Annotated in this window: 27 protein-coding genes; 10 read left to right on the top strand and 17 right to left on the bottom strand. The window is 67.3% G+C overall.

Annotation, left to right across the window (positions count from 1 at the left end; all coding sequences use genetic code 11):
* Positions 1-65 precede the first annotated feature (65 nt).
* The gene (lipA, locus tag KF707C_RS03770) at positions 66-1,118 is read left to right on the top strand and encodes a lipoyl synthase (protein WP_004420341.1); all 1,053 of its coding nucleotides are present in this window, start codon (positions 66-68) and stop codon (positions 1,116-1,118) included.
* Between the two features lie 77 nt (positions 1,119-1,195).
* Here the strand turns inward: lipA and lipB are convergent, their stop codons facing one another.
* From lipB to KF707C_RS03715, 11 genes are all read right to left on the bottom strand, one after another.
* Positions 1,196-1,819 carry a lipoyl(octanoyl) transferase LipB gene (gene lipB, locus KF707C_RS03765; protein WP_004420344.1) on the bottom strand — a complete coding sequence of 208 codons (624 nt, stop codon included), beginning with the start codon at positions 1,817-1,819 and terminating at the stop codon, positions 1,196-1,198.
* Positions 1,819-2,100 (bottom strand): DUF493 domain-containing protein, encoded by a 282-nt coding sequence (locus tag KF707C_RS03760; RefSeq protein ID WP_004420345.1) that lies wholly within the window; start codon positions 2,098-2,100, stop codon positions 1,819-1,821. The genes lipB and KF707C_RS03760 overlap by 1 nt, the downstream gene beginning before the upstream one ends.
* Positions 2,101-2,174: 74 nt before the next feature.
* Positions 2,175-3,338: a D-alanyl-D-alanine carboxypeptidase family protein gene (locus tag KF707C_RS03755; RefSeq protein ID WP_004420347.1), complete on the bottom strand. Its 1,164-nt coding sequence runs from the start codon at positions 3,336-3,338 to the stop codon at positions 2,175-2,177.
* A 62-nt stretch (positions 3,339-3,400) separates the two neighbouring features.
* On the bottom strand, positions 3,401-4,402 hold the full coding sequence (locus tag KF707C_RS03750; protein ID WP_004420348.1) for a septal ring lytic transglycosylase RlpA family protein: 1,002 nt from the start codon (positions 4,400-4,402) through the stop codon (positions 3,401-3,403).
* A 3-nt stretch (positions 4,403-4,405) separates the two neighbouring features.
* Positions 4,406-5,395, bottom strand: coding sequence for a lytic murein transglycosylase B (mltB, locus tag KF707C_RS03745; RefSeq protein WP_036991301.1), 990 nt, complete (start codon positions 5,393-5,395; stop codon positions 4,406-4,408).
* 35 nt (positions 5,396-5,430) lie between these two features.
* Positions 5,431-6,576, bottom strand: a complete 1,146-nt coding sequence (gene rodA, locus KF707C_RS03740; RefSeq protein ID WP_004420352.1) for a rod shape-determining protein RodA — start codon at positions 6,574-6,576, stop codon at positions 5,431-5,433.
* The gene (gene mrdA / locus KF707C_RS03735; RefSeq protein ID WP_004420354.1) at positions 6,573-8,471 is read right to left on the bottom strand and encodes a penicillin-binding protein 2; all 1,899 of its coding nucleotides are present in this window, start codon (positions 8,469-8,471) and stop codon (positions 6,573-6,575) included. The genes rodA and mrdA overlap by 4 nt, the downstream gene beginning before the upstream one ends.
* Before the next feature lie 9 nt (positions 8,472-8,480).
* Positions 8,481-8,948 (bottom strand): 23S rRNA (pseudouridine(1915)-N(3))-methyltransferase RlmH, encoded by a 468-nt coding sequence (gene rlmH / locus KF707C_RS03730; RefSeq protein WP_036991305.1) that lies wholly within the window; start codon positions 8,946-8,948, stop codon positions 8,481-8,483.
* Between the two features lie 12 nt (positions 8,949-8,960).
* Entirely contained in the window at positions 8,961-9,314 is a 354-nt protein-coding gene (gene rsfS, locus KF707C_RS03725) for a ribosome silencing factor (RefSeq protein ID WP_036991308.1), read from the bottom strand.
* 22 nt (positions 9,315-9,336) lie between these two features.
* On the bottom strand, positions 9,337-9,981 hold the full coding sequence (gene nadD / locus KF707C_RS03720; RefSeq protein ID WP_004420359.1) for a nicotinate-nucleotide adenylyltransferase: 645 nt from the start codon (positions 9,979-9,981) through the stop codon (positions 9,337-9,339).
* The gene (locus tag KF707C_RS03715; RefSeq protein WP_004420361.1) at positions 9,981-11,246 is read right to left on the bottom strand and encodes a glutamate-5-semialdehyde dehydrogenase; all 1,266 of its coding nucleotides are present in this window, start codon (positions 11,244-11,246) and stop codon (positions 9,981-9,983) included. The genes nadD and KF707C_RS03715 overlap by 1 nt, the downstream gene beginning before the upstream one ends.
* 305 nt (positions 11,247-11,551) lie before the next feature.
* Here KF707C_RS03715 and KF707C_RS03710 point away from each other — a divergent pair, with 305 nt between their 5' ends.
* Positions 11,552-12,259 (top strand): DNA-3-methyladenine glycosylase, encoded by a 708-nt coding sequence (locus KF707C_RS03710; protein WP_004420362.1) that lies wholly within the window; start codon positions 11,552-11,554, stop codon positions 12,257-12,259.
* Positions 12,256-13,572, top strand: a complete 1,317-nt coding sequence (locus KF707C_RS03705) for a bifunctional DedA family/phosphatase PAP2 family protein (protein ID WP_004420364.1) — start codon at positions 12,256-12,258, stop codon at positions 13,570-13,572. Before KF707C_RS03710 ends, KF707C_RS03705 begins: the two co-directional genes overlap by 4 nt.
* Before the next feature lie 45 nt (positions 13,573-13,617).
* On the opposite strand, the gene KF707C_RS03700 is transcribed toward KF707C_RS03705, so the two are convergent.
* The 3 genes from KF707C_RS03700 to KF707C_RS03690 are packed head-to-tail and all read right to left on the bottom strand — an operon-like array spanning position 13,618 to position 15,293.
* A complete protein-coding gene (locus KF707C_RS03700; protein ID WP_004420366.1) occupies positions 13,618-14,208 on the bottom strand; it encodes an LON peptidase substrate-binding domain-containing protein in 591 nt (196 codons plus the stop codon).
* Between the two features lie 9 nt (positions 14,209-14,217).
* Positions 14,218-14,934, bottom strand: coding sequence for an LrgB family protein (locus tag KF707C_RS03695; protein ID WP_004420367.1), 717 nt, complete (start codon positions 14,932-14,934; stop codon positions 14,218-14,220).
* The gene (locus KF707C_RS03690) at positions 14,931-15,293 is read right to left on the bottom strand and encodes a CidA/LrgA family protein (protein WP_004420368.1); all 363 of its coding nucleotides are present in this window, start codon (positions 15,291-15,293) and stop codon (positions 14,931-14,933) included. The genes KF707C_RS03695 and KF707C_RS03690 overlap by 4 nt, the downstream gene beginning before the upstream one ends.
* 211 nt (positions 15,294-15,504) lie before the next feature.
* Here KF707C_RS03690 and KF707C_RS03685 point away from each other — a divergent pair, with 211 nt between their 5' ends.
* The 5 genes from KF707C_RS03685 (at position 15,505) to KF707C_RS03665 (ending at position 19,991) form a co-directional block, all read left to right on the top strand.
* Positions 15,505-15,960 (top strand): MaoC family dehydratase, encoded by a 456-nt coding sequence (locus KF707C_RS03685; protein WP_004420370.1) that lies wholly within the window; start codon positions 15,505-15,507, stop codon positions 15,958-15,960.
* An 84-nt stretch (positions 15,961-16,044) separates the two neighbouring features.
* A complete protein-coding gene (locus KF707C_RS03680; protein ID WP_004420372.1) occupies positions 16,045-17,772 on the top strand; it encodes a C13 family peptidase in 1,728 nt (575 codons plus the stop codon).
* Between the two features lie 28 nt (positions 17,773-17,800).
* Positions 17,801-18,442, top strand: coding sequence for an oxidoreductase (locus KF707C_RS03675; RefSeq protein WP_004420373.1), 642 nt, complete (start codon positions 17,801-17,803; stop codon positions 18,440-18,442).
* Positions 18,443-18,445: 3 nt separating this feature from the next.
* On the top strand, positions 18,446-19,057 hold the full coding sequence (locus tag KF707C_RS03670; RefSeq protein ID WP_004420374.1) for a class I SAM-dependent methyltransferase: 612 nt from the start codon (positions 18,446-18,448) through the stop codon (positions 19,055-19,057).
* A gap of 67 nt (positions 19,058-19,124) precedes the next feature.
* Positions 19,125-19,991, top strand: a complete 867-nt coding sequence (locus tag KF707C_RS03665) for an MBL fold metallo-hydrolase (RefSeq protein WP_004420375.1) — start codon at positions 19,125-19,127, stop codon at positions 19,989-19,991.
* Positions 19,992-20,077: 86 nt separating this feature from the next.
* Here the strand turns inward: KF707C_RS03665 and KF707C_RS03660 are convergent, their stop codons facing one another.
* Genes KF707C_RS03660 through mpl form a run of 3 tightly spaced genes read right to left on the bottom strand, consistent with a single transcriptional unit; the run spans position 20,078 to position 22,341 of the window.
* The gene (locus tag KF707C_RS03660; protein WP_004420377.1) at positions 20,078-20,365 is read right to left on the bottom strand and encodes a YceK/YidQ family lipoprotein; all 288 of its coding nucleotides are present in this window, start codon (positions 20,363-20,365) and stop codon (positions 20,078-20,080) included.
* Complete coding sequence (gene ubiX / locus KF707C_RS03655) at positions 20,358-20,987, bottom strand: flavin prenyltransferase UbiX (RefSeq protein WP_004420378.1); 630 nt, start codon at positions 20,985-20,987, stop codon at positions 20,358-20,360. Before ubiX ends, KF707C_RS03660 begins: the two co-directional genes overlap by 8 nt.
* A gap of 1 nt (position 20,988) precedes the next feature.
* The gene (gene mpl / locus KF707C_RS03650) at positions 20,989-22,341 is read right to left on the bottom strand and encodes a UDP-N-acetylmuramate:L-alanyl-gamma-D-glutamyl-meso-diaminopimelate ligase (protein WP_004420379.1); all 1,353 of its coding nucleotides are present in this window, start codon (positions 22,339-22,341) and stop codon (positions 20,989-20,991) included.
* A 267-nt stretch (positions 22,342-22,608) separates the two neighbouring features.
* On the opposite strand from mpl, the gene KF707C_RS03645 reads away from it, so the two are divergent.
* Positions 22,609-23,964, top strand: a complete 1,356-nt coding sequence (locus tag KF707C_RS03645) for a C4-dicarboxylate transporter DctA (RefSeq protein WP_231992299.1) — start codon at positions 22,609-22,611, stop codon at positions 23,962-23,964.
* A 64-nt stretch (positions 23,965-24,028) separates the two neighbouring features.
* Entirely contained in the window at positions 24,029-24,718 is a 690-nt protein-coding gene (locus tag KF707C_RS03640; protein WP_004420381.1) for a FadR/GntR family transcriptional regulator, read from the top strand.
* Positions 24,719-24,746: the final 28 nt, after the last annotated feature.

Below are 24,746 nucleotides of genomic sequence, written 5' to 3'. Positions count from 1 at the left end.
TAGACTTCGCCACCCCCTCTTGCCTCTCCGAAACTCCACGGAGCCTTTAGCGGAGCCCGTTTCCGATGTCCGATACCGCCTCGTCCAAACCCGTCGCCAGTGGTGAAAAGTTCCGTAATGCCCAGGGCATTACCGCGATCAAGGATGGCCAGAAGCGCCGCAACGGCGCCGAACCCGAGGTCTATGAACCCAAGCCCAAGTGGCTGCGGGTGAAGGCACCAGGCGGCAGCCGCTTCGAAGCGGTCAAGCGCAATGTCGGCGAACATCGCCTGAGCACCGTTTGCCAGGAATCCCACTGCCCGAACATGGGCGAGTGCTGGTCCAACGGCACCGCCACCATCATGCTGATGGGCTCGGTGTGCACTCGCGCCTGCCGCTTCTGCGCCGTCGACACCGGTAACCCCAATGGCTGGCTGGACAAGGAAGAGCCGCAGAATACCGCCAAGTCGGTCGAACTGATGGCCCTGCGCTATATCGTGCTCACCTCGGTGGACCGCGACGACCTGGACGATGGTGGCGCCGGCCACTATGCCGCGTGTGTGCGGGCCATCAAGGAACGTACTCCGAAGGTAGTGGTGGAAGCCCTGACGCCGGATTTCGATGGCGATCTGGAAGCCATCGAACGTGTCGTGGACTCCGGCCTGGAGGTGTTCGCGCAGAACGTCGAGACGGTCAAGCGCCTGACCCATGTGGTCCGCGATCCGCGCGCCGGCTACGAGAAGACCCTGCGGGTGCTGGAGCATGCCAAGCGCCACCGCCCGGACGTGCTGACCAAGACCAGCCTGATGCTGGGCCTGGGCGAGACTGACGAGGAAATCATCGAGACGATGGACGACCTGCGCGCCATCGGCGTGGACATCCTGACCCTCGGACAGTACCTGCAGCCGACCCGAAACCACCTGAAGGTGCAGCGCTGGGTCAGCCCCGAGGAGTTCAACCGCTTCCGCGACATCGGCCTGGAAAAGGGCTTCATGGAAGTCGCCGCCGGCCCGCTGGTACGCTCCAGCTACCGGGCCGACCGGGTCTTCGAGAAGAACAACCTGGGCCTGGCCGCGCCCGTTCCGGTTCCCGGCCAGTCCACCGATGAGAGCCTGATCCCGGCCCTCAACCTGAACTGATCCGCATCAAGTGAAAAGCCCCCGTCGGCCAAGGCCGGCGGGGGCTTTCTGCATTCAGGACGGGGAACCGCGAGCTGTCAGCCGCCGTAGCCCAATCGCGCACGCAGGGCCCGTTCCAGACGCTCCGCCACCTCGTCGAGAGGCGCGGGCTCCACCAGCAGGTCCTTCAACTGGACCATCTTCAGCCCGGCATAGCCACAGGGATTGATCCGCCAGAATGGCGACATGTCCATGTCGACGTTCAGCGCCAGGCCATGGAAGGAACAGCCACGGCTGACCCGCAGGCCAAGGGAGGCGATCTTGTCACCCTGGACGTAGACACCGGGCGCATCCGCCTTGGGCGCCGCCTCGATGCCGTAGCTCGCCAGCACATCCACCAGGCTCTGCTCCATGGCGGTGACCAGGTCGCGAACGCCCAGTCCCAGCCGGCGCAGGTCCAGCATCAGGTAGGCCACCAGTTGGCCAGGGCCGTGGTAGGTCACCTGGCCCCCGCGATCCACCTGGATCACCGGGATGTCCCCTGGCGCCAGCAGGTGTTCGGCCTTGCCGGCCTGGCCCTGGGTGAACACCTGGGGATGCTGCAGCAACCAGATCTCGTCGGCTGTCCGCTCGTCACGCTCGGCGGTCAGCCGGCGCATCGCCTCGAAGGTCGGCAGGTAATCCACCAGCCCCAGATGGCGAACGATGAGCTCGGGCGCCACTAGAGCACCATATGTACGCGGCCGGTCGCCCGCAGGTCGATGTGGATGGCCTGCAGCTGGTCGACGCTGGTGGCGGTGATCAGCACCTGCACGGAGAGGAAGCGGCCATTGCGGCTATCACGCACCACCAGGGTGGACGCATCGAAACCGGGGGCATGGCGCTGGATCACTTCGATCACGAGGTCGGCGAAGCCGTCGCCAGCGTCACCGATCACCTTGATCGGGTAGCGCTCGCAGGGAAATTCGATTTTCGGGGCTTGTACGTCAGGAGTGTCGGTCATGGCGGCGGCGGACTCGTGGTCCGCGATGCGGAGGCCCCGCACCCGGGTGGGGCGCGAGGCGTCGGCTCAGAAGGTCAGTTGAACAGGCCGTAGAAGAACAGGCGAATGCTATCCCACAGGCGGCGGAAGAAGCCACCTTCCTCGACGGTATCGAGGGCGATCAGGTCGGCGCTGTGGACCACCTGGTCTTCCAGCTTCACCTCCACCTTGCCGATCACGTCACCCTGCTTGATGGGGGCGATGAGCTGCGGGTTGAGGGTCATGCTGGCTTGCAGTTTCTTGGCCTGGCCTCTCGGCAGGGTCAGGGTCAGGTCATTGGCCAGGCCGGCCTTGACCTCGCGGGCACCGCCCTTCCAGACCTGGGCCTTGGCCAGTTCGGCGCCCTTCTTGTAGAAGCTCTGGGTTTCGAAGAAGCGGAAGCCGTAGGTCAGCAGTTTCTGGGTCTCGGCAGCACGGGCCTGCTCGCTGTTGGTGCCGAACACCACGGCGATCAGGCGCATGTTGTCACGCACGGCGGACGCAACGAGGCAGAAGCCGGCCTCCTCGGTGTGGCCGGTCTTCAGGCCATCCACGGTCTTGTCGCGCCACAGCAGCAGGTTGCGGTTGGGCTGCTTGATGTTGTTCCAGAAGAACTCCTTCTGGGAGTAGATGGCGTAGTGGGCCGGATCTTCGTAGATGATCGCGCGGGCCAGGCGAGCCATGTCATGGGCACTGGAGTAGTGCTCCGGGTGCGGCAGGCCGGTGGCGTTCATGAAGTGGCTGTTGCCCATGCCGAGCTTCTCGGCCGTGGTGTTCATCATGTCGGCGAAGGCATCCTCGCTGCCGGCGATGTGCTCGGCCACCGCGACGCTGGCATCGTTGCCCGACTGGATGATGATGCCGTGCAGCAGGTCGCTCATGGAGACCTGGGTGTTCACCTGCACGAACATCCGCGAACCGCCGGTACGCCAGGCATGCTCGCTGATGGTCACCGGATCGTTCTCGCCGACCTGGCCCTTACGGATTTCCAGGGTGGCGATGTAGGCGGTCATCAGTTTGGTCAGGCTGGCCGGAGGCAGGCGCTGGTCACCGTTGTTCTCCACCAGCACCTGGCCGCTCTGGGCGTCCATCAGGACATAGGACTTGGCGGCCAGTTGCGGCGGCGAGGGGATGATCTGCTGGGCCGCCATGGAGACCGGCGCGACGATGAGCAGGGCTGCGGGCAGTAGTAGGCGTTTGGCAAAGCTGAAGATGTTCATCCGTCTCTCTGAGAAATTGCTAATGGTCTTTCAGGCCCTGGCGGGCGAGGTGAGCGAAGCCGTCAGTCCGGCTTCACCAGGGTGGGTTGGCCAAGATTGGCCAGGCGCACGGTGTTCTGGACTTCCTGTGCTTCACCCTGAGTTCCGATCGGCCCCAGGCGCACCCGGTGCAGGATCTGCTGGTTGCGCACGACCGAGCTGATGAAGACCGGCGCACTGACCGTCCCGCTCAACTTGGCCTTGAGGAGCTCCGCAGCGTCCGGATTGGCGAAGGCGCCCACCTGGAGATACAGGCCAGAGGCTGCGAGTGAATCGTTTTTTTTTGCGTCGATCTGCACGGGCAGGACGGCGGCGGCATGCTGCTGGGGCGGCGGGGTGTACTGCTCGATCGGCGCGGTGGCCACCTGCACGGCCGAGGGTTGGGGCTTGGCCTGGGCCGCCATCTTCGGCTGCGCCAGCACCATGGGTACGGGACGGCCCTGGGCGGCCCACCACTCATTGGGGTCGATGCCTTCTACCTTGACCCGCGCCGTGCCGCTCTCGGCATAACCGAGCTTCTTGGCGGCGGCGAAGGATAGGTCGATGATCCGGTCGGAATAGAAGGGCCCCCGGTCGTTGACACGAAGGATCACGCTGCGACCGTTGTCGAGGTTGGTCACCCGGACATAACTGGGCAGCGGCAGGGTCTTGTGGGCGGCCGTCATGCCGTAGAGGTCATAGGCTTCGCCGTTGGCGGTGGCCTGGCCGTGGAACTTGGTGCCGTACCAGGAGGCGGTACCCACTGCCTGGTAACGTCGGCCGTCGGCCATCGGGTAGTAGGTCTGGCCCAGCACGGTGTAGGGATTCGCCTTCACCGAGCCGTAATGCGGCATCGGCACGGCGTCGGGGATGCGCGAGACGTCCACGTCCCACCAGGGCGCGCCATCCTTGTGGGGACGGGCATAGTTGCCAGGGCCGGAGATGGCCCCACCGGGTTGCACCGGTTCGGGGGCGCGGCTGCTCGAACAGCTGGCCAGCAGCAGGGCCACGGCGCCGTAGACGGCGACTCTTATCGGTTGCGGCATCGGTTAACGCCCACCCCTTGCGTCGACCAGCGATTGGGAAAGCTGATGCACGGCCATGGCGTACATCACGCTGCGATTGTAGCGGGTAATGACATAGAAGTTCGGCAATCCCATCCAGTACTCCGCCCCCTCATTACCCTCCAGCCTGAAGGCCGTCACCGGCACATCATCGCGCAAGGCGTCGGTGCTTGCCCAGCCCAGCGCCCTAAGATCGCCGACGTTCTTCACCGGGTCCAGCCCCTGGGTCAACCCTTCGTCGATTCGATCGCCCCGCACCTCGGCACGGCTGACCACCTGGCCACCCGTTTCCCAGCCGTGACGCTTGAAATAGCTGGCAACGCTGCCGATGGCGTCCACCGGATTGCCCCAGATATCGATATGGCCGTCGCCGTCGAAATCCACGGCGTAGGCGCGGAAGCTGCTCGGCATGAACTGGGGCAGGCCCATGGCGCCGGCGTAGGACCCCTTGAGCATCAGCGGGTCGACCTGCTCCTCGCGGGTCAGCAGGAGGAACTCCTTGAGCTGCTTGCGGAAGAAGTCCGCGCGCGGCGGGTAGTCGAAGCCCAGGGTGGACAGCGCGTCGATCACGCGGAAGCTGCCGGTGTTGCCTCCGTAGAAGGTCTCGACACCGATGATCGCGACTATCACCTCGGCCGGCACCCCGTACTCCTTCTCGGCACGGGCCAGGGCATCGGCGTGCTGGCTCCAGAAGGTCACGCCCTTCTGGATGCGCGCCGGGGTGATGAAGATCGGGCGGTACTCCTTCCAGGGCCTGACCCGCTCGGCGGGACGGGAAATGGCGTCGAGGATCGACTGCTTGCGCTGCACCTCGCGGAACAGCGCCATCAGTTGCTCACCGGCGAAGCCGTAGTCACGGGTCATCTCGGCGACGAACTCGGCCACCTGCGGCGATCCCTCGTAGTCTCCGGCCGCAGCCGGAACCGCCATCCCCAGGAGGCCCGCCAGGGCAATCCCGCCAGCCCCCAGCTGCATCCACTTACGCAGTGCGTTCAAATCATTCACTCGTTTCAAACCTGGGCGATCCATTTGCGATGGGTATGGATGGCCATCAATACCCCGAACCCCGACAGCAGCGTCACCAGGTGGGTTCCGCCGTAGCTGATGAAGGGCAGGGGCACCCCCACGACCGGCAACAGGCCACTGACCATGCCGATATTGACGAACACGTACACGAAGAAGGTCATGGTCAGGCTGCCTGCCAGCAGCTTGCCGAACAAGGTCTGGGCCTGGGCGGTGATCACCAGGCCACGGCCGATCAGGAGCAGATAGACCAACAGCAGCAGGCAGGCGCCCACCAGGCCGAACTCTTCGCCGAGGACCGCAATGATAAAGTCGGTGTGGCTTTCCGGCAAAAAATCCAGGTGCGACTGGGTGCCCAGCAACCAGCCCTTGCCGAACACGCCGCCCGAGCCGATGGCCGCCTTGGACTGGATGATGTTCCAGCCGGTGCCGAGGGGGTCGCTCTCCGGGTCGAGGAAGGTCAGGACCCGCTGCTTCTGGTAGTCGTGCAGGACGAAGTACCACATGGCCACCGCAATCGGCACCACCGCCGCCACCGCGCCCACGATCCAGCGCCACTGCAGGCCGGCCATGAACAGCACGAAGCCGCCGGACGCCAGGATCAGCAGCCCGGTGCCCAGGTCCGGCTGCTTCAGGATCAGCACGAAGGGCACCAGAATCAGCACCAGACTGACCGCGATGTGCTTGAACTTGGGCGGCAGGTTGTGCCGTGACAAGTACCAGGCGATGGTCGCCGGCATGATGATCTTCATGAACTCGGAAGGCTGGAAGCGGATCACCCCGGGAATATTGATCCAGCGGGTGGCCCCCATGGCGGTGTGACCCATGATCTCCACCACCATCAGCAGCGCCACGCCCACCACGTAGGCCAGCGGCACCCAGCGCGCCATGAAACGCGGTTCGAACTGGGCGATGACGATCATCGCGGCGATCCCCAGGGCGAAGGAGCTGGCCTGCTTCATCAGCAGGTCCCAATGCTTGCCGCTGGCGGAATAGAGGACGAAGAGGCTGCCGGCGGCCAGCAGCAGGATGATCAGCAGCAGCCAGCCATCGATGTGCAGGCGCTGCAGCAGGGAGGCGCGCCGCTTGAGCACGTCCTCCTGGGAGATGGTGCGGTCGAAATTGCTGTTCATCGATTGGCGCTCTGCTGCTCGGCCAGGGGCTGGGGCGGACGGAACTCGGGCTTCAGCTGGCCATCTTCGCCCAGCAGCCAGGCGTCCATCACCTGCTTGACCACGGGGGCGGCCACGCCGGAGCCGGACTCGCCGTTCTCCACCATCACGGCGACGGCGATCTTCGGGTCCTCGGCCGGGGCGAAGGCCACGAACAGGGCGTGGTCGCGGTGGCGCTCCTGGACCTTGCTGCGGTCGTACTTCTCGCCCTGCTTGATCGCCACCACCTGCGCCGTACCGGATTTGCCCGCGATGCGATAGACGGAGGTATCGCCGACCTTGCGCGCGGTGCCCCGGGCACCGTGAACCACCTGTTCCATGCCGATCCGCCCGTAATCCCAGAACTTCGGATCACGCAGCACGATGTCCGGCAACGGGTTCGGGTCCACCGGCGGCCTTCCCTCGATGGTCTTGGCCAGGTGCGGACGGATCCACTTGCCGCGATTGGCCATCAGCGCCGTGGCCTGGGCCAGTTGCAGCGGCGTGGACTGCATGTAGCCCTGGCCGATCCCGAGGATCAGGGTCTCGCCGGGATACCAGGCCTGGCGGTAGCGGGCCCGCTTCCATTCCCGCGACGGCATCAGGCCGGCGGACTCCTCGAACATGTCCAGCGCCACCCGCTGGCCGAAGCCGAAGCGGCTCATGTACTCATGGAGGCGATCGATGCCCATCTTGTGGGCAAGGTCGTAGAAATAGGTGTCGTTGGACCGCATGATCGCGGTCTCCAGGTTCACCCAGCCGTCACCGGAACGGTTCCAGTTGCGGTACTTGTGGGCGTAGTTGGGCAGTTGGTAGAAGCCCGGGTCGAACACCCGCGAGACCGGGGTGACCACACCGGCATCGAGGCCGGACACCGCCACCATCGGCTTGACCGTGGACCCCGGCGGATACAGGCCGCGCAGCACGCGGTTATAGAGGGGGCGGTCGATGGAATCGCGCAGCTCGGCGTAGGCCTTGAAGCTGATGCCGGTGACGAAGGGGTTGGGATCGAAACTGGGCTGGCTGACCATCGCCAGCACATCCCCGGTGGACGGTTCGATGGCGACGATGGCGCCACGGCGTCCCGCCAGGGCTTCTTCGGCGGCCTCCTGCAGGCGCACATCCAGGGTCAGCACCAGGTCCTTGCCCGGCTTCGGGTCGGTACGCTTGAGCACGCGCAGCACGCGGCCCCGGGCGTTGGTCTCGACTTCCTCGTAGCCCACCTCACCGTGGAGCTGGTCTTCGTAGAAGCGCTCGATACCGGTCTTGCCGATGTGGTGGGTGCCGCTGTAGTTGATCGGATCGAGCTGCTTGAGCTCCTTCTCGTTGATCCGGCCCACGTACCCCACGGAATGGGCGAAATGCGCGCCCTGGGGATAATGACGCACCAGCTGTGCCGCCACCTCCACGCCTGGCAAGCGGAACTGGTTCACCGCGATCCGAGCAATCTGGTCCTCGGTCAGCTCGAAGAGGATGGGCACCGGCTCGAAGGGACGCCGCCCCTGCTTCATGCGTTTCTCGAACAGGGCCCGGTCATCCGGGGTGAGCTGCAGGACCTCGACGATCACATCGAGAATCTGCTGCCAGTCGCCCGCCCGCTCGCGGGTGACGGTGAGGCTGAAGCTGGGTCGGTTGTCGGCGACGATCACGCCATTGCGGTCGAAGATCAGCCCTCGGGTGGGCGGAATCGGCTGCACATGGACTCGGTTGTTCTCGGACAACGTCGAGTGGTGCTCGTACTGGATCACCTGCAGGTAATAGAGGCGGGCGATCAGCACGCAGGTCAGCAGCAGCACCGCCACCGCGCCCACGATGACGCGCTGGCGTACCTGGCGGGCGTCCCTTTCGTGGTCTTTGAGGCGGATCGGCTGCGGCATGGAAGGCGCTTACTTGTGGTAGGGGTGGCCGGACAGCACGGTCCAGGCGCGATAGATCTGCTCGCCGATGAGGATGCGGACCAGGGGATGCGGCAGGGTCAGCGGCGACAGCGACCAGCGCTGCTCGCTTCGGGCGCAGACCTCCGGGGCCAGTCCCTCGGGACCGCCCACCATGAGGTTCACCGTCCGCGCATCCAGGCGCCAGCGGTCCAGTTCGACGGCGAGCTGTTCCGTGCTCCAGGGCCGTCCTTGGACTTCCAGGGTGACTATCCGTTCCCCGGGCTGGACCTTGGCAAGCATGGCCTCCCCTTCCTGACGGATCATCCGCGCCACGTCGGCGTTCTTGCCGCGCGTGGTCAGGGGAATCTCCACCAGTTCCAGGCTGAGTTCGGGCGGCAGGCGCTTGACGTACTCGTTCCAGCCCTCTTCCACCCAGCGCGGCATCCGCGTACCGACGGCGATCAGACGTAGACGCAAGGGATGCCCCACTTACTCGTGGCTATGGTGGGCGCGGCTCTGCTCGGCACCCTGCCACAGGCGTTCCAGGTCGTAGAACTGGCGGGTAGCCACCTGCATCACATGCACCACCACGTCCCCCAGGTCCAGCAGGGCCCACTCGCCGCCGTCCAGGCCTTCGCTGCCCAGGGGGCGCACGCCTTGTTCCTTGGCCTTCTCCAGCACGTTCTCGGCCAGGGATTTGACGTGACGGCCGGAGGTGCCGCTGGCGATCACCATGAAATCGGTGATGCTGGTCTTGCCACGGACATCGATGGTGGTGATGTCCTGGCCTTTCATGTCTTCCAGGGCCGCGATGGCGACCTTGACGAGTTCTTCGTTTTGCATCGGGTTCAACTACCTCAGTGAATCAGTTCGGCGCACGGTACAGATCGTGCGCATGGATATAGGCCAACACGGCGTCGGGCACGAGAAAGCGCACCGAGCGCCCCTCCCTCAGCAGTTGGCGGATCTGCGTGGCGGAAATCGCCAGGGGCGTCTGCCAGACGAAAGCGATCTGTCCGGCCGGCCCCTGCAAGGACATGGGATCGACCGCGCTGCGTGCCGCCAGCAGGTCACGCAGGGCTTCCGGCGCTTCGCTGTCGGCGTCGGGACGCTGCAGGACCAGGATGTGGCAATGCTCCAGCAGCTCGGTCCAGCGATGCCAGCCGGGCAGGCCGCAGAAGGCATCCCAGCCCAACAGCAGGAACAACTGGACGTCCGCGCCCAACTCGGCACGCAGGGACTCCAGGGTCTCGATGGTCCAGGATGGCCGCTCGCGCTTCAGCTCACGGTCGTCCACCCGCAAGGGGTCGACGCCGCCCACCGCCAGCTGCACCATCTCCAGCCGCTGGGCCGCCGACACCTGCGGTGTCTCGCGGTGCGGAGGCCGTGCGCTGGGAATCAGCCGCAACTCATCGAAGCCGAACTGCTCGGCCACTTCCAGGGCACCCCGCAGGTGACCGATATGCACGGGATCGAAGGTGCCGCCGAAGAGGCCGATGCGCTTGCCCATCAGGTGCGTACGTGACCGTCGCCGAAGACCACGTATTTCTCGCTGGTCAGGCCTTCCAGCCCGACCGGACCACGGGCGTGCAGCTTGTCGGTGGAGATGCCGATCTCCGCCCCCAGGCCGTACTCGAAACCATCGGCGAAGCGGGTGGAGGCATTCACCATCACCGATGCGGAGTCCACTTCGGTGAGGAAGCGCCGCGCATCACTGAAGTTCTCGGTGATGATGGCGTCGGTGTGCTGGGAGCCGTAGGTGTTGATGTGCTGGATCGCCTGGTCCAGGTCATCGACGATGCGGATCGAGAGGATCGGCGCGTTGTACTCGGTGCGCCAGTCCTCCTCGGTGGCCGCCAGAACATCGCCGCCCAGCAGGGCGCGGGTGTCGGCGTCGCCGCGCAGCTCCACGCCCTTGTCGCGGTAGATGGCGGCCAGCGGCGGCAGCACGCGTTCAGCGATGCCACGGTGCACCAGCAGGGTTTCCATGGTGTTGCACGGGGCGTAGCGCTGGGTCTTGGCGTTGTCCGCCACGCGGATCGCCTTGTCCAGGTCCGCCGCCACGTCGATGTAGACATGGCAGATGCCATCCAGATGCTTGATGACCGGCACCTTGGCCTCGCGGCTGATGCGCTCGATCAGCCCCTTGCCGCCACGGGGCACGATCACGTCCACGTATTCCGGCATGCTGATCAGCGCGCCCACGGCGGCGCGGTCGGTGGTTTCCACCACCTGCACCAGCTCGGCGGGCAGGCCGGCGTCGGCCAGGCCCTTCTGGATGCAGCAGGCGATGGCCTGGTTGGAATGGATGGCCTCGGAGCCGCCGCGCAGGATGGTGGCGTTGCCCGACTTCAGGCAGAGGCTGGCGGCATCGATGGTCACGTTGGGACGGGACTCGTAGATGATGCCGATCACACCCAGCGGCACGCGCATCTTGCCCACCTGGATGCCGGACGGCAGGTAGCGCATGTCGCGGATCTCGCCGATGGGGTCCGGCAGGGTAGCGACCTGGCGCAGGCCCTCGATCATGTCGTCGATGCGCTCTGGAGTCAGGGCCAGGCGATCCAGCATGGCCGGCTCCAGGCCATTGGCCCGGCCATTGGCCAGGTCCTGCTCGTTGGCGACGGACAGCTCGGCGCGAGCGGCGTCCAGGGCATCGGCGGCGGCCAGCAGGGCGCGGTTCTTCTGCGCGGTGCTGGCACGGGCGGCCACACGCGAGGCGGCGCGGGCGGCGCGGCCAAGGCGGGTCATGTAATCGAGAACGGACTCGGTCATGGTCTCGGGTTCTGGCGGAAGGAAAGCGGCTGATTATAGCGAGCGCGGCCGCCCGCGCCCAGCGGCGCCGGGCGGATGGTAGACAGGCCAGTGCCGGGCCCACCCAGGTCCTGCAGGCAGGCCCCGGGGCAGGCGCCCCGCCAGGTCGACGCCCCGGTGCAACCGGCAACGGCGCGGCCGCTCGGGACATGGCGATGGGCGCTTGTTATTTTGCGTGACGATTCCCCGCAGGGGATTCAGCTTCGGCTCAGCCTGGCTTCCGTATAATCGCCAGCCTGTTCCCAACCGGTACCCGTGACAGCCCCATGTCCCGTGATCCCATCAATGGCTTGCCCTGGCCCGGCGCCCGTCCCCTGGACGACAGCTTCTTCAACCGCGATGCCCAGCAGGTTGCCCGGGAACTCCTCGGCAAGGTGATCCGCCATCGTGTGGGCGACCTCTGGCTGGCCGCCCGCATCATCGAGACCGAAGCCTATTACCTGGCGGACAAGGGCAGCCACGCCTCCCTCGGATTCACCGAGAAGCGCCGTGCCCTGTTCCTCGATGGCGGCCACATCTACATGTACTACGCCCGTGGCGGCGACTCCCTGAACTTCAGCGCCCAGGGCCCGGGCAACGCCGTACTGATCAAGTCGGGCCACCCCTGGGTGGATGCCGTCTCGCCAGCCGAAGCCCTGGCCGCCATGCAACGCAATAATCCCGACGCCCAGGGCCGCCCCCGCGCCCCGGAACGCCTCTGCGCCGGGCAGACCCTGTTGTGCAAGGCCCTCGGCCTCAAGGTCCCGGTCTGGGATGGCCAACGCTTCGATTGGCAGAGGCTGTTCGTCGAAGACGTCGGCGTACGCCCGGCCACCCTCATCCAGACCACCCGCCTGGGCATTCCCCGGGGCCGTGACGAACACCTGCCTTACCGCTTCGTCGACGCCGATCACGCCCGCCACTGCACCCGCAACCCGCTGCGCCGGGGGCAGGTCGAAGGACGCGACTACCAACTCATCGAGGACACCCCATGACTCAATGGTTCGACCAGGTCACCACCTGGCTGGGCGCCAACCCGGAATGGCTGGGCCTGGCCATCTTCCTCATCGCCTGCATCGAATGCCTGGCCGTCGCCGGCATCCTGGTGCCGGGGGTGGCGCTGCTCTTCGCGGTCGGCGTCATGGCGGGCAGCGGCGCCCTGGAGCTCTGGGAAACCCTGCTGCTCGCCTACACCGGCGGCCTGCTCGGGGACCTGATCTCCTACGGCATCGGCCGGCGCTTCCACCAGAACATCCGTCGCCTGCCCGTGCTGCGAAACCACCCGGAATGGATCAACGGCGCCGAAAGCTACTTCCAGCGCTATGGCGTCGCCAGCCTGCTCGTGGGCCGCTACATCGGCCCGCTTCGCCCCATGCTGCCCATGGTGGCCGGCATGCTGGACATGCCCTTCCCGCGCTTCATCGCCGTAAGCATGCTGGCGGCCGCCGGCTGGGCCGTGGCCTACCTGGTTCCCGGCTGGGCCACCGGCGCCGCCCTGCGCCTGCCGCTGCCGGAAGGGTTCTGGGGCGAAGCCGGGGTGGTGATGGTGGTCGTCCTGGGCATGCTGGCCGTGATCGCCCACAACACCCTGCGGGAGAAGCGCTGGGCCAATCCGATGGCGGCGGCCCTCTGCCTGGCGGCCCTCGCGGCGATGCTGGTGGGCTGGCCCCACCTGCAGGCCCTTGACCAGGGCCTGATGGCGCTGGTCCAGGAACAGCGCAATGGCAGCCTCGACCGCCTGATGGTGCTGGTGACCCGGCTCGGCGACTTCACCACCCAGCTGCTGGCCGGCGCCCTGCTGGCGACGCTGCTGCTGGTGGCGCGCCAATGGCGCGCCGCCTGCTTCGCCGCCGGCACGCTGATCGCCACCGCCCTCGCCAACACCGCGTTGAAGCACTTCTTCGCCCGGGCGCGGCCGGATATCCTCGCCGAGCCACTGGGCTCCTTCAGTTTCCCCAGCGGCCACAGCTCGGCGGCTTTCGCTTTCTTCCTGGTACTGGGCATCCTCGCCGGTCGCGGCCAGCCCGGCCGCCTGCGCCTGACCTGGCTGCTGCTGGCCGCCCTGCCCGCCGTGGCCATCGCCCTCTCGCGCGTCTACCTGGGCGTGCACTGGCCCACCGATATCGTCGCCGGGGGGCTGCTGGCAGGCGGCATCGCGGCGGCCAGCCTGGCGCTGATGCAACGCGCCGCGCCCCTCGAGGCCATGCCGCCGAAGGTCTGGGTACTGGTGCTGCCGGCCTGCCTGGCGCTGCTGGGCGGCGTCGCCACCTGGGCCCTGCCGGAAGCCCTGGCGCGCTACAGCTACTAGGCCGGGGCGGGTGCGGAGACCGATCGGCTCCGCGCCCAGGCAGGCTCAGGCGGTGGAGTCGCCCTGCAACTGATCCAGCATTCCCTGGAGCACGCCCAGTCGCTCATCCACGCTGCCCAGGCCCAGCAGGTGCAGTTTCTCGGGCACCGGGAAGGGCAGCAGGTAGGCCAGCTGGTTGGCCAGGGCCTGCTGCCCCGTCACGACGCCACCCATGCCCAGCCCCTGGACCATGGGGTGCTCCGCCAGGGCGTTGAGCAGGGCGGCCAGATCGGCATGCTCGGCGCGGAGCGGGCGTTCGGGCTCATCCTCCAGCCACTCCACCTCGGCCACCGTCAGCTGGTCCTTGAGCACCTGGGCCGTCCGCACCCGGAAGCGCCGACCACCCTCGACCCGAATGCCCAGCAGCCCGTTGGGCCGCTGCTCCCAGTCGCGGATCTGCGCCTCGCAGCCGATGGCGGCGAACTGGCTGGCGGCCTCCCCCACTTCCTGCCCCTCGAGAATGCCCACCACGCCGAAGCCTTCGCCCTGCTTCATGCAGCGGCCGATCATGTCCAGATAGCGCGCCTCGAAGATCTGCAGGTCCAGGGTGCAACCGGGGAAGAGCACGGTATTGAGGGGAAACAGCGGCAGCTTCATGCAAGGACCTCAGGCAATCAGTGCAACGGCAAGGGGCAGCAGCACGGCGGTGGCGACCCCCATCAGGCTCATGGCCAGGGCGGCGAAGGCGCCGCACTCCTCGCCCTCCTGCAGCGCCCGGGCGGTTCCCACCGCATGGGCGGTGAGCCCCAGGGCCATGCCCTGCGCCGCTGGATGGCGGACCCCGCAACGGCGCAGCAACTCCGGCCCCATGATGGCGCCAAGCACGCCGGTGATCAGCACGAACACCGCTGCCAGGGCCGCCACGCCCCCCAACTGCTCCGCCACCAGCATGGCGATCGGGGAGGTCACCGACTTCGGCAGCAGGGTCATCAGCACCATGTGCTCGGTGCCGAACCACCAGCCCAGCAGCGCTACCGACAGCGTAGCGAAGAGGCCGCCGAACACCAGCGTCAGCAGCGTCGGCCAGAACAGCTGGCGGATCCGCCGCAGGTTGAGGAACAGCGGCACCGCCAGGGCGACGGTGGCCGGGCCGAGGAATACCGTGAGCAACTGGGTGCTCTGCCGGTATTCCTGGTAGCTGATGCCGAAGGCCAGCAGCACCCCGATCAGCAGCAGCATGGACAGCAGCACCGGCTGCAGGAAGACCCAGCGCGTCCGCTCGTAGGCGGCCAGGGCCAACTGATAGGCCGCCAGGGTCATGCCGAAGCCGAACAGCGGATGGTGTACCACCGCCTGCATGGCGGCACTCCAGTCGAGGCTCATGGCTCCTCCCCGCGTCGGCCCTGGCGGTCGATGAGCCTCTGCATCAGCCAGCCGCAGAAGATGAAGGCCGCGAACAACGACAGCACCAGGGTGCCGACGATGGCCCAGACGTCTTCCCAGATCGCCTGGGCATAGACCATCACCCCCACCGCCGGCGGCACCAGCAGCAGTGGCAGGTAGCGCAGCAGGCTGCCGGCGGCGAGGCTCAGGGGTTCGCCGACCTCGCCACGCACCAGCAGATAGAGGAAGAGCAGCACCAGGCCGATGATGGGTCCGGGCAGCATGGACAGGAACAGGGCGTTGAGCCCGCTGCCGATCAGCTGGAACAGCACCAGCCAGGTCAGTCCGCGCAACAGCATCACGATCTCCAGGAATGGGCGCCGGCAGGGCGAGCCGCCGGGAAGGCCGCATTATAGGCCCGCCCGCCGCCGCGCTATAACCCGCCATTCGCAGAGGGCATGGCGTCTTGACCGGCCCTTCCCGGCATGCTGATCTAGACCCTGCACGCAAGATGCGGGGCTCGCCCCGGAATGAGAAGAATTACAACACTGCATCCACGGAGGATGACGCATGGCGTTCGTACCAGCAGCGGAACTGAAGAACTACATCGGCAAGGAGCTGGGCCACTCGGAATGGGTGACCATCGATCAGGAACGGATCAACCAGTTCGCCGAATGCACCGGCGACCACCAGTTCATCCACGTCGATCCGGAGCGGGCCAGGCACACGCCCTTCGGCTCCACCATCGCCCATGGCTTCCTCAGCCTCTCGCTCATCCCGAAGCTCATCGACGGCCTCCTGGTCATGCCGGAAGGCCTGAAGATGGCCGTCAACTATGGCCTGGACAGCGTGCGTTTCATCCAGCCGGTGAAGGTGGACTCCCGCGTGCGCCTGGCGGTGAAGATCATCGACGTCACCGAAAAGAACCCCGGACAGTGGCTGATCAAGGCCCTCTGCACCCTGGAGATCGAAGGCCAGCAGAAGCCCGCCTACATCGCCGAATCCCTGAGCCTCTGCTTCGTCTGACCCCGAGTCCCTGTCTCAAAAAAGCCCGCAGCTGCGGGCTTTTTTGCGCCAAACTGAAAGTCAGACCCCTGCCCAGGACACCCCATGAAGCCCCTTCTGCCCCTCACCCTCGCCCTGCTGCTCACGGCCTGCGGCGAGGGGGAACCCCTGACTCCGCCGGACGCCCGGCTGCCCGACGGCTCCCGCTACCGTGGCGAGCTGGTGGACGGGCTGCTGCAGGGGCCGGGTCGACTGGACTACAGCAACGGCACCTGGTTCGAAGGGCAGTTCAAGGACGGCCAGCCCGAGGGTCGAGGCCAATGGCATGGCCCCAACGGGCTGGTCTACATCGGCGAGTTCAAGGCGGGCCTGTTCCACGGCCAGGGCACGCTCAGCTACGGCAACGGCACCACCTACGCGGGCCGCTTTGCCGGCAACCAGTTCAATGGCGAGGGCACCCTCAAGCAGGGTGACCTGACCTACCGCGGCGAGTTCCGCAACGACCAGTACCACGGCTCCGGCAGCCTCGAATGGGCTGACGGCAGCCACTACCAGGGCCTGTTCCGCAATGGCCAGCCGGACGGCGAAGGCGTGCGCACCGACGCGGACGGCAACCGTTACGCCGGCCGGTTCAAGCACGGCCAGCTCCAGGGCCAGGGCGCTTTCCAGGGGGAAGACGGCTCCCACTACATCGGCCAGTTCCGCAACAGCCTGTTCCACGGCAAGGGGCGCTATACCAGCGCCGACGGCGACATCTGGACCGGCACCTTCAAGAACGGCGACCTGCTGGGCCAGGGCGAGTTCATCGGCGCCGACGGCAGCCACTATCGGGGGCACTTCCGTCACTGGCGCTACCAGGGCGAGGGCACGCTGACCCTCGCCGACGGCAGCCGCTACGAGGGCCAGTTCGGCGACGGTGAGTACGACGGCCGCGGAACCCTGTCGCTCGCCGACGGCACCCGGACAACCGGTTTCTGGCGGGCGGGCACGCGCATTCGCGACGAACAGGACCGCGCGCTCTCCGATCCCCTCGAAGTCGGCCTGCTGGCCCAGGGACCGCTGCTGCAACAGGCCCTGGACGCACTGCCCTCCTCGACCCCGGCGCTGGAACTGTACGCCATCACCCTCGCGGGCGACGGTCGCCAGAGCGTGTTCCTGCGTGAAGCGAACTACGTCTCCCGGCTGCTGGCCGAACGCTTCGGCGCCAGCGGCCAGGTCACCCTGGTCAATCATCGCGACCACATGGCCAACCGCCCCCTGGCCACCCGGGAAAGCCTGTCCCGCGCCATCCAGGCCGTCGCCCGGAAAAGCGGGCCGGAGGACCTGGTGTTCATCTACCTCACCAGCCACGGCTCGGCCAACCACGAGCTGGTGCTGGAGCAACCCGGCCTGCAGCTGCCGCAACTGCCCGCCAGGGAGCTGGCGGACCTGCTGGTTCCGCTGAAGGACCGGCTCAAGGTCCTGGTGATCTCCGCCTGCTATTCCGGTGGTTTCATCCCGCCCATCAAGGACGACAAGACCCTGATCATGACTGCGGCCCGCGCCGACCGCGTGTCCTTCGGCTGCTCCGAGGAAAGCGATTTCACCTACTTCGGCCGCGCCCTGTTCGCCGACGCCTTCAGCGAGACCGACGACCTGGAGCGCGCCTTCGGCATTGCCCGTACCAAGGTGGCCGAGCGCGAGCAGGCCGATGACTTCGAAGCGTCGGAACCCCAGATCTGGGCGCCCAAGGCGGTTACCGCCCGTTGGCGCGAACTGCGCGAGCAGCAGGCCGAACGGGCCCTCACCGCGCAGAACGCCGCCGATCCCGACAAAACCGCCCGCAGCCACTAAGCTGAGACCGTATCAGCGGAGAGACACTATGCATCTGACGCCCAAGCACATCCTGCTCGCCGGCGCCACGGGTCTGACCGGTGAGCACCTGCTCGACCGGCTGCTCAACGAGCCTACGGTGGCCAGGGTCCTGGCGCCGACTCGCCGCCCCCTGGCCGAACACCCGCACCTGGTGAATCCCGTCGGCGCCCTGGAATCCCTTCTTCCGCAACTGGAAGGTCCCGTGGACGTGGCCTTCTGCTGCCTGGGCAGTACCCTCCGCCAGGCCGGCTCCCAGGAAGCCTTCCGCGCCGTGGACCTGGAACTGGTACTGGCCTTCGCCCGCCGCGCACGCGAGCTGGGCGCCCGGCACTTCATCGTGATCAGCGCCCTGGGCGCCAACCCCGCGTCCTCGATCTTCTACAACAAGGTCAAGGGCGAGATGGAAACGGCGCTGAAGGCCATGGACTGGCCGCAACTGACCATCGCCCGCCCCTCGCTGCTGATGGGGCCGCGCAGCGAGTTCCGCCTGGGCGAGCGCCTGGCCGAACCCTTCATGCGCTGGGTGCCCGGCAAGTACCGCGGCATCGAGGCCTGCCGCCTGGCCCGGGCGCTCTGGCGCCTGGCGCTGGAGGAAGAGGACGGCACCCGCATCATCGAGTCCGACGACCTGCGCCGCCTGGGTCGCTGACCCATGGGCTTCTACGACCGACGCGTCCTGCCGTACCTGATCGACTTCGCCTGCGGCATGGGCCAGGTCATGAAGACCCGCTCCCTGGTCGTGCCCGAGGCCGAGGGCGAGGTCCTGGAGATCGGTATCGGCACCGGCCTCAACCTCGCCTTCTACGACCCGGCCCGGGTCAGCCGGATCACCGGCGTCGATCCCGCCGCGCAGATGCAGGCGCTGGCCCGCCGCCGCGCCGAGACCATCGGGATACCGGTAGAGACCATCGCCCTGGAGCTGGGTGAGATCCGCGCCGAGGATGGCCGCTTCGACAGCATCGTCTGCACCTTCACCCTCTGCAGCATCCCCGATGCCCTGGCCGCCTTGCGGGAAATGCGCCGGGTGCTCAAGCCCGGAGGGCGCCTGCATTTCGCCGAGCACGGCCTGGCGCCGGAACTGCCCGTGGTGCGCTGGCAGCGGCGCCTCACCCCCTGGTGGAAGCCCCTGGCGGGCGGCTGCCACCTGGATCGCGACATACCGCGACTGATCGAGGCCGGCGGCTTCCACATCCGCGAACTGCACAGCGGCTACCTGCCAGGCCCGCGCCCCATGACCTTCGTCTATCGCGGCTGGGCGGATTGACCGCCGCCCCCGCCTCCGGGTTAGCCTTGCCGACCTCGCACGCAGCGACAGCACAAAGAGAACCGGCATGCGCACCCTCACCACCCTGCTCGGCAACAGCCAGAAACTCGACGGCGGCGCCATGTTCGGCAACGCCCCCCGCGCCCTCTGGGAGCGCTGGATGGCCCCGGACGAACTGCACCGCATCGACCTCGGCTGCCGCGCCCTGCTGGTGCGCGACGGCGAGCGCAACGTCCTGGTGGAGACCGGCATCGGCGCCTTCTTCTCTCCCGAGCTGAAGCAGCGCTACGGCGTCCAGGAAAGCCACCATGTGCTGCTGGACAGCCTGGCGCGGGTCGGCCTCGACCACGCCGATATCGATGTGGTGCTGCTCACCCATCTGCACTTCGATCACGCCGGCGGCCTGCTCGCCCCCTGGGAAGAAGGCCAGCCGCCGCGCCTGCTGTTCCCCAAGGCGCGCTTCGTCACCGGTCGCCGACAATGGCAGCGCGCCTGCGCGCCCCACGCCCGCGACCGCGCCTCCTACATCCCCGAGATGCTGGAATTGCTGGACGCCAGCGGTCGCCTGGAACTGCTGGATGAAGGCGACCGGAGCGCGAGCCTCGGCGCCGGCTGGCGCTTCCACTGGAGCGACGGCCACACGCCGGGCCAGTTGCTGCCGGAAGTGGACATGCCCGACGGACCGGTGGTGTTCAGCGGCGACCTGATCCCCGGATCGCCCTGGGTCCACCTGCCCATCACCATGGGCTACGACCGCTTTCCGGAAGGGCTGATCGAGGAAAAGGAAACCTTGCTGGCGGACCTCCTGGCCCGCAACGGCCGCCTGGTGTTCACCCACGACCCGGATATCGCCATGGGCCGCGTGGTGCGCGATGCCAAGGGCCGATACGGCCTGGCCGAAAGCCTGGCCGGTGTCCGCGACCTGGCGCGCTGAATCCCGGGGTTTTCTGCAGGAGCGGACTCAGCGTCGCACCAGCCCCCGACGGGGTCCGATCGGGGCCTTCCAACCCGCTCCCGACCTCAGTAACCGCCGGTAACCCCCAGCCCCACGCCCAGCTCCGCCGCCACCGAGAAGGGCAGCAACAGGGTATCCAGCAACGCGCTGGCCGGCAGGTCGATGGCGGGATGGGCCGGCGGCTCGACACCGAAGCGGTCCACCGGGCAGCAGCCGCCGTTGAGCGCGTACCAATCCAGCCGTGTGCCGGAGTAGATGATCGGCGCGCCCGGCTTGGCGGCGTTGAGGGTGGTGACGCTGGCGCACCCCGTCAGGGCCAGCGTCAGCAGGAGCGCGAGCCCGCCCCTATTCATCGCAGCCCTGATGGTGTTCGCCCCAGCGCGGCAGCATGTCCTGGGGAATGTCCAGCAGGTTGAGGATCCGTGCCACGACGAAATCCACCAGGTCGTCGATGGTCTGGGGCTGGTGATAGAAGCCCGGCGACGCCGGCACTATCACCGCCCCCAGGTTGGAGAGTTTGAGCATGTTCTCCAGGTGGATGCTGGAATAGGGCGCCTCCCGCGGTACCAGGATCAGTTGGCGACGCTCCTTCAGGGTCACGTCGGCGGCGCGCTCGATCAGGTTGTTGCAGGCCCCGGTGGCGATGGCCGAGAGCGTCCCCGTGGAACAGGGCACCACCACCATCGCCGTGGGCGCGCCGGAGCCGGAGGCCACCGGGGCCATCCAGTCCTCCTTGCCGTAGCAGCGGATCTGGCCCGGCGCCGCGCCGGTGTATTCGCTGAGGAAGGCCTGCATGGCCTGGGGCTTGGCCGGCAGGGTCACGTCGGTTTCGGTGGCTACCACCAGTTGCGCCGCCTTGGAAATCAGGAAGTGCACCTCGCGGTCTTCCTGGATCAGGCAGTCCAGCAGGCGCAGGCCGTACTGGGCGCCAGAGGCGCCGGTCATCGCCAGGGTGATGCGGGAGGGGCCGTTCATTTCAGTCCTCCAGCGCCTTGGCCAGCTTGCCGTGCAGGCCGCCGAATCCGCCATTGCTCATGATCACCACCTGGGTGCCGGGTGCCGCGATGGCCTTCACCCCCTCGATGATGGCTTCCAGGGAATCGCACACCCGGGTCGGCACGCTGGAGCCGGCGACGGTGGCCGCCAGGTCCCAGCCCAGGTTCGGCGGGGCGTACCAGAACACCTGGTCCGCCAGTTTCACCGAATCCGGCAGGCCGTCGCGGTGGGCGCCCAGCTTCATGGAGTTGGAACGGGGTTCGATCACCGCGATCACCGGCGCATCGCCCACGCGCTTGCGCAGGCCGTCCAGGGTGGTGGCGATGGCGGTCGGGTGGTGGGCGAAGTCGTCGTAGAGGGTCACACCCTTGACCTCGGCGACCTTCTCCATGCGTCGCTTGACGCTGCGGAAGGCCGACAGCGCGGCCACGCCCAGCTCCGGCACCACGCCCACATGGCGCGCGGCGGCCAGGGTGGCGAGGGCATTGGCGACGTTGTGCTGGCCCGTCAGTTCCCAGTCCACGGCGCCGACGGCCTGGCCCTCGAACAGCACCTCGAAGCGCGAGCCATCCTCGCGGAGCAGGCGAGCCTGCCACTGGCCGCCTTCACCCGTGGTCTGCACGGGGGTCCAGCAGCCCATCTCCAGCACCCGCACCAGGGCGCTTTCGGTGGTGGGATGGATGATCAGGCCCTCGCCGGGGATGGTCCGCACCAGGTGGTGGAACTGCCGCTCGATGGCGGCGAGGTCGGGGAAGATGTCCGCGTGATCGAATTCCAGGTTGTTCAGGATCGCGGTGCGCGGCCGGTAGTGGACGAACTTGGAGCGCTTGTCGAAGAAGGCGCTGTCGTACTCGTCGGCCTCCACCACGAAGAACGGCGTCCCGCCCAGGCGCGCGGACACGCCGAAGTTCTGCGGCACGCCACCGATGAGGAAGCCCGGGCTCATGCCCGCGTGCTCCAGCACCCAGGCCAGCATGCTGCTGGTGGTGGTCTTGCCGTGGGTGCCGGCCGCCGCCAGCACCCAGCGCCCCTGCAGCACGTGATCGGCCAGCCACTGGGGGCCGGACACGTAGGGCAGCCCCTTGTTCAGCACCTGCTCCACCGCCGGGTTGCCACGGGACAGGGCATTGCCGATCACCACCAGGTCCGGGGCCGGCTCCAGGTGGGCGGGATCGTAGCCCTGCATCAACTCGATGCCCTGGGCCTCCAGCTGGGTGCTCATGGGCGGGTAGACATTGGCGTCGGAGCCGGTGACACGGTGGCCAAGTTCCTTGGCCAGCACCGCCAGCGAACCCATGAAGGTGCCGCAGATGCCGAGGATGTGGATATGCATGGATGACCTCTGGAACGGGCCGCCCCGGCCCGGGAAAAAACCTGACGCAGGTTAGCACAGCGGCCGGTCGGACCCCATGACCGCGCCGGCAGGCGTTGGACCTTCGCACCCCGGAAAAGGTCGCCCGCCAGCCCGCCTATCGCGAGCGTGACAAATGGCGCTTGCAAAGCCATCGGCATTGGCCCTAGGCTGCACTGGTCTGACCGGTAATACCACAACAACTAAAAGCATTCGGTATCAGCGTCTCCCTTCGACGAGCCGCCGCGAATGCGCCGAACGGAGACTCCCGCAATGCTGCTCAAGCTCTGCTCCCGCTCGATATTCCTGCAAGTCGTGATTGGCCTGGTGATCGGCATCCTCTGCGGTATCGGGCTCCCCGAACTGTCCTCCCAGCTCAAGCCCCTGGGTGACGGCTTCATCAAACTGATCAAGATGCTCATCGCCCTCATTGTCTTCTGCGTGGTGGTGAACGGGATCTCCGGTGCCGGCGACCTGAAGAAGGTCGGCCGCATCGGCCTGAAGTCGGTGATCTACTTCGAAGTCCTGACCACCCTCGCCCTGGTCATCGGCCTGGCGGTGGCCTACGGGCTGGGCCTGGGCTCGGGCGCCAACATCGACCTCGCCAGCCTCTCCGGCAGCGATGCGGCGGCCCTGGGCTCCGGCACCAGCCACCTGCACGGGCCGGTGGACTTCATCCTCGGGCTGATCCCCAGTTCGGTGTTCAGCGCCTTCGCCGAGAACAACATCCTCCAGGTGCTGCTGTTCGCCGTGCTCTTCGGCAGCGCCCTGAACCTGGTGGGCGAGCAGGCCGCCGGCGTCTCGCGGCTGATCGGCGAGGTCAGCCACGTGATCTTCCGCATCATGGGCATGATCGTGCGCCTGGCGCCCATTGGCGTGTTCGGCGCGGTGGCCTTCACCACCAGCCGCTACGGCCTCGAATCCCTCAGTCACCTGGGCGCCCTGGTAGCGGTCTTCTACCTGACCTGCACGCTCTTCGTCGTGCTGGTGCTGGGCGGCGTACTGCGCCTGTGCGGCATTCCCCTGCTGCCCTTCCTGCGCTATTTCCGCGAGGAACTGCTGATCGTCTTCGGCACCGCCTCCTCCGACGCCGTGCTGCCCCAGGTGATGCGCAAGCTGGAACGCCTCGGCATCCGCAGCTCCACCGTGGGCCTGGTGATCCCCACCGGCTACTCCTTCAACCTCGACGGCTTCTCCATCTACCTGACCCTGGCCGTGGTCTTCATCGCCCACGCCACCGGCACGCCCCTTTCCGGCGGCGACCTGCTGACCATCCTGCTGGTGTCCCTGGTCACCTCCAAGGGCGCCCACGGCATTCCCGGCTCGGCCCTGGTGATCCTCGCCGCCACCCTCACCGCCGTGCCGGCCATCCCCGCCGCGGGACTGGTACTGGTACTCTCGGTCGACTGGTTCATGGGCATCGGTCGGGCCCTGACCAACCTCACCGGCAACTGCGTCGCCACCGTCGCCATCGCCCGCTGGGAGAACGACATGGACCTTCCCCGCGCCCAGTCGACCCTCGCCGGCGGCGAGGGAGGCGGCCAGGACGAAGGCCCCATGCAGCTGCGGACGCCCTTGGCGCGCCCGGGCAAGACGGACGCCTGACAGAGACGGCGCCCCGCCCCGGGGCGCCATCCCGGCGACGGAATCCAACCATTAGGGAGGCTCAATGTTCGCGTCATCCAAACGGGTCAACTCGATCGTGCAGAAGCTCCTGGAGCCCATCGAACAGGGTCGCTGGGCGGCGGGCCAGATGCTGCCCGGCCAGCGCGAGCTGGCGGAACAGCTGGAGATCAGCCGGCCCAGTCTGCGTGAAGCCATCACCGTCCTGGAAACCCTGGGCGTGGTGCGTTCCCTCCCGGGCAAGGGCGTGATGGTGCTGGATCGCAAGGCCCAGCCCCTGGACGAACTGCCGGTGTCCACCGCGGCCACCGCCGAGGACGTGCTGCAACTGCGCTACGCCCTGGAACCCTTCATCGTCGGCCTGGTGGCGCAGACGGTGGACGACAACGCCCTGAGCCAGTTGCGGCTGCTGGTGCTGGACATGCGCGAGGCGGTCGAGGACGGCAACCCGCAGGCCATGACCAGCGCCTACTCGGCGTTCCATCGCAAGCTGGTGGCCATCACCTCCAACCCGATCTTCCTCAGCGTTTCCCAGCAGATCGCCAGCGCCCTCGAACAGAGCGAGGGGCCGACCCTGCGCGACCCGGAACACGCCGAGCAGATACTCGAAGAACACGAAACCATCCTGCGCGCGATCCGGCGCCACGACAGCGAACTGGCCAGCCGGGCCATGCGCCAGCACATCCTCAATGAAGGGGCGCGCCTTAACCTGGACCTGCGCCTGCCGGAAACCTGAGACCAGACCATTGCTAGGGGGCGCGGCC

The sequence above is a fragment of the Pseudomonas furukawaii genome (genome assembly GCF_002355475.1).
GTDB lineage: Bacteria > Pseudomonadota > Gammaproteobacteria > Pseudomonadales > Pseudomonadaceae > Metapseudomonas > Metapseudomonas furukawaii.
The sequence above is the reverse complement of the archived record's forward strand: the minus strand, read 5'-3'. Positions and strand labels throughout refer to the sequence as shown.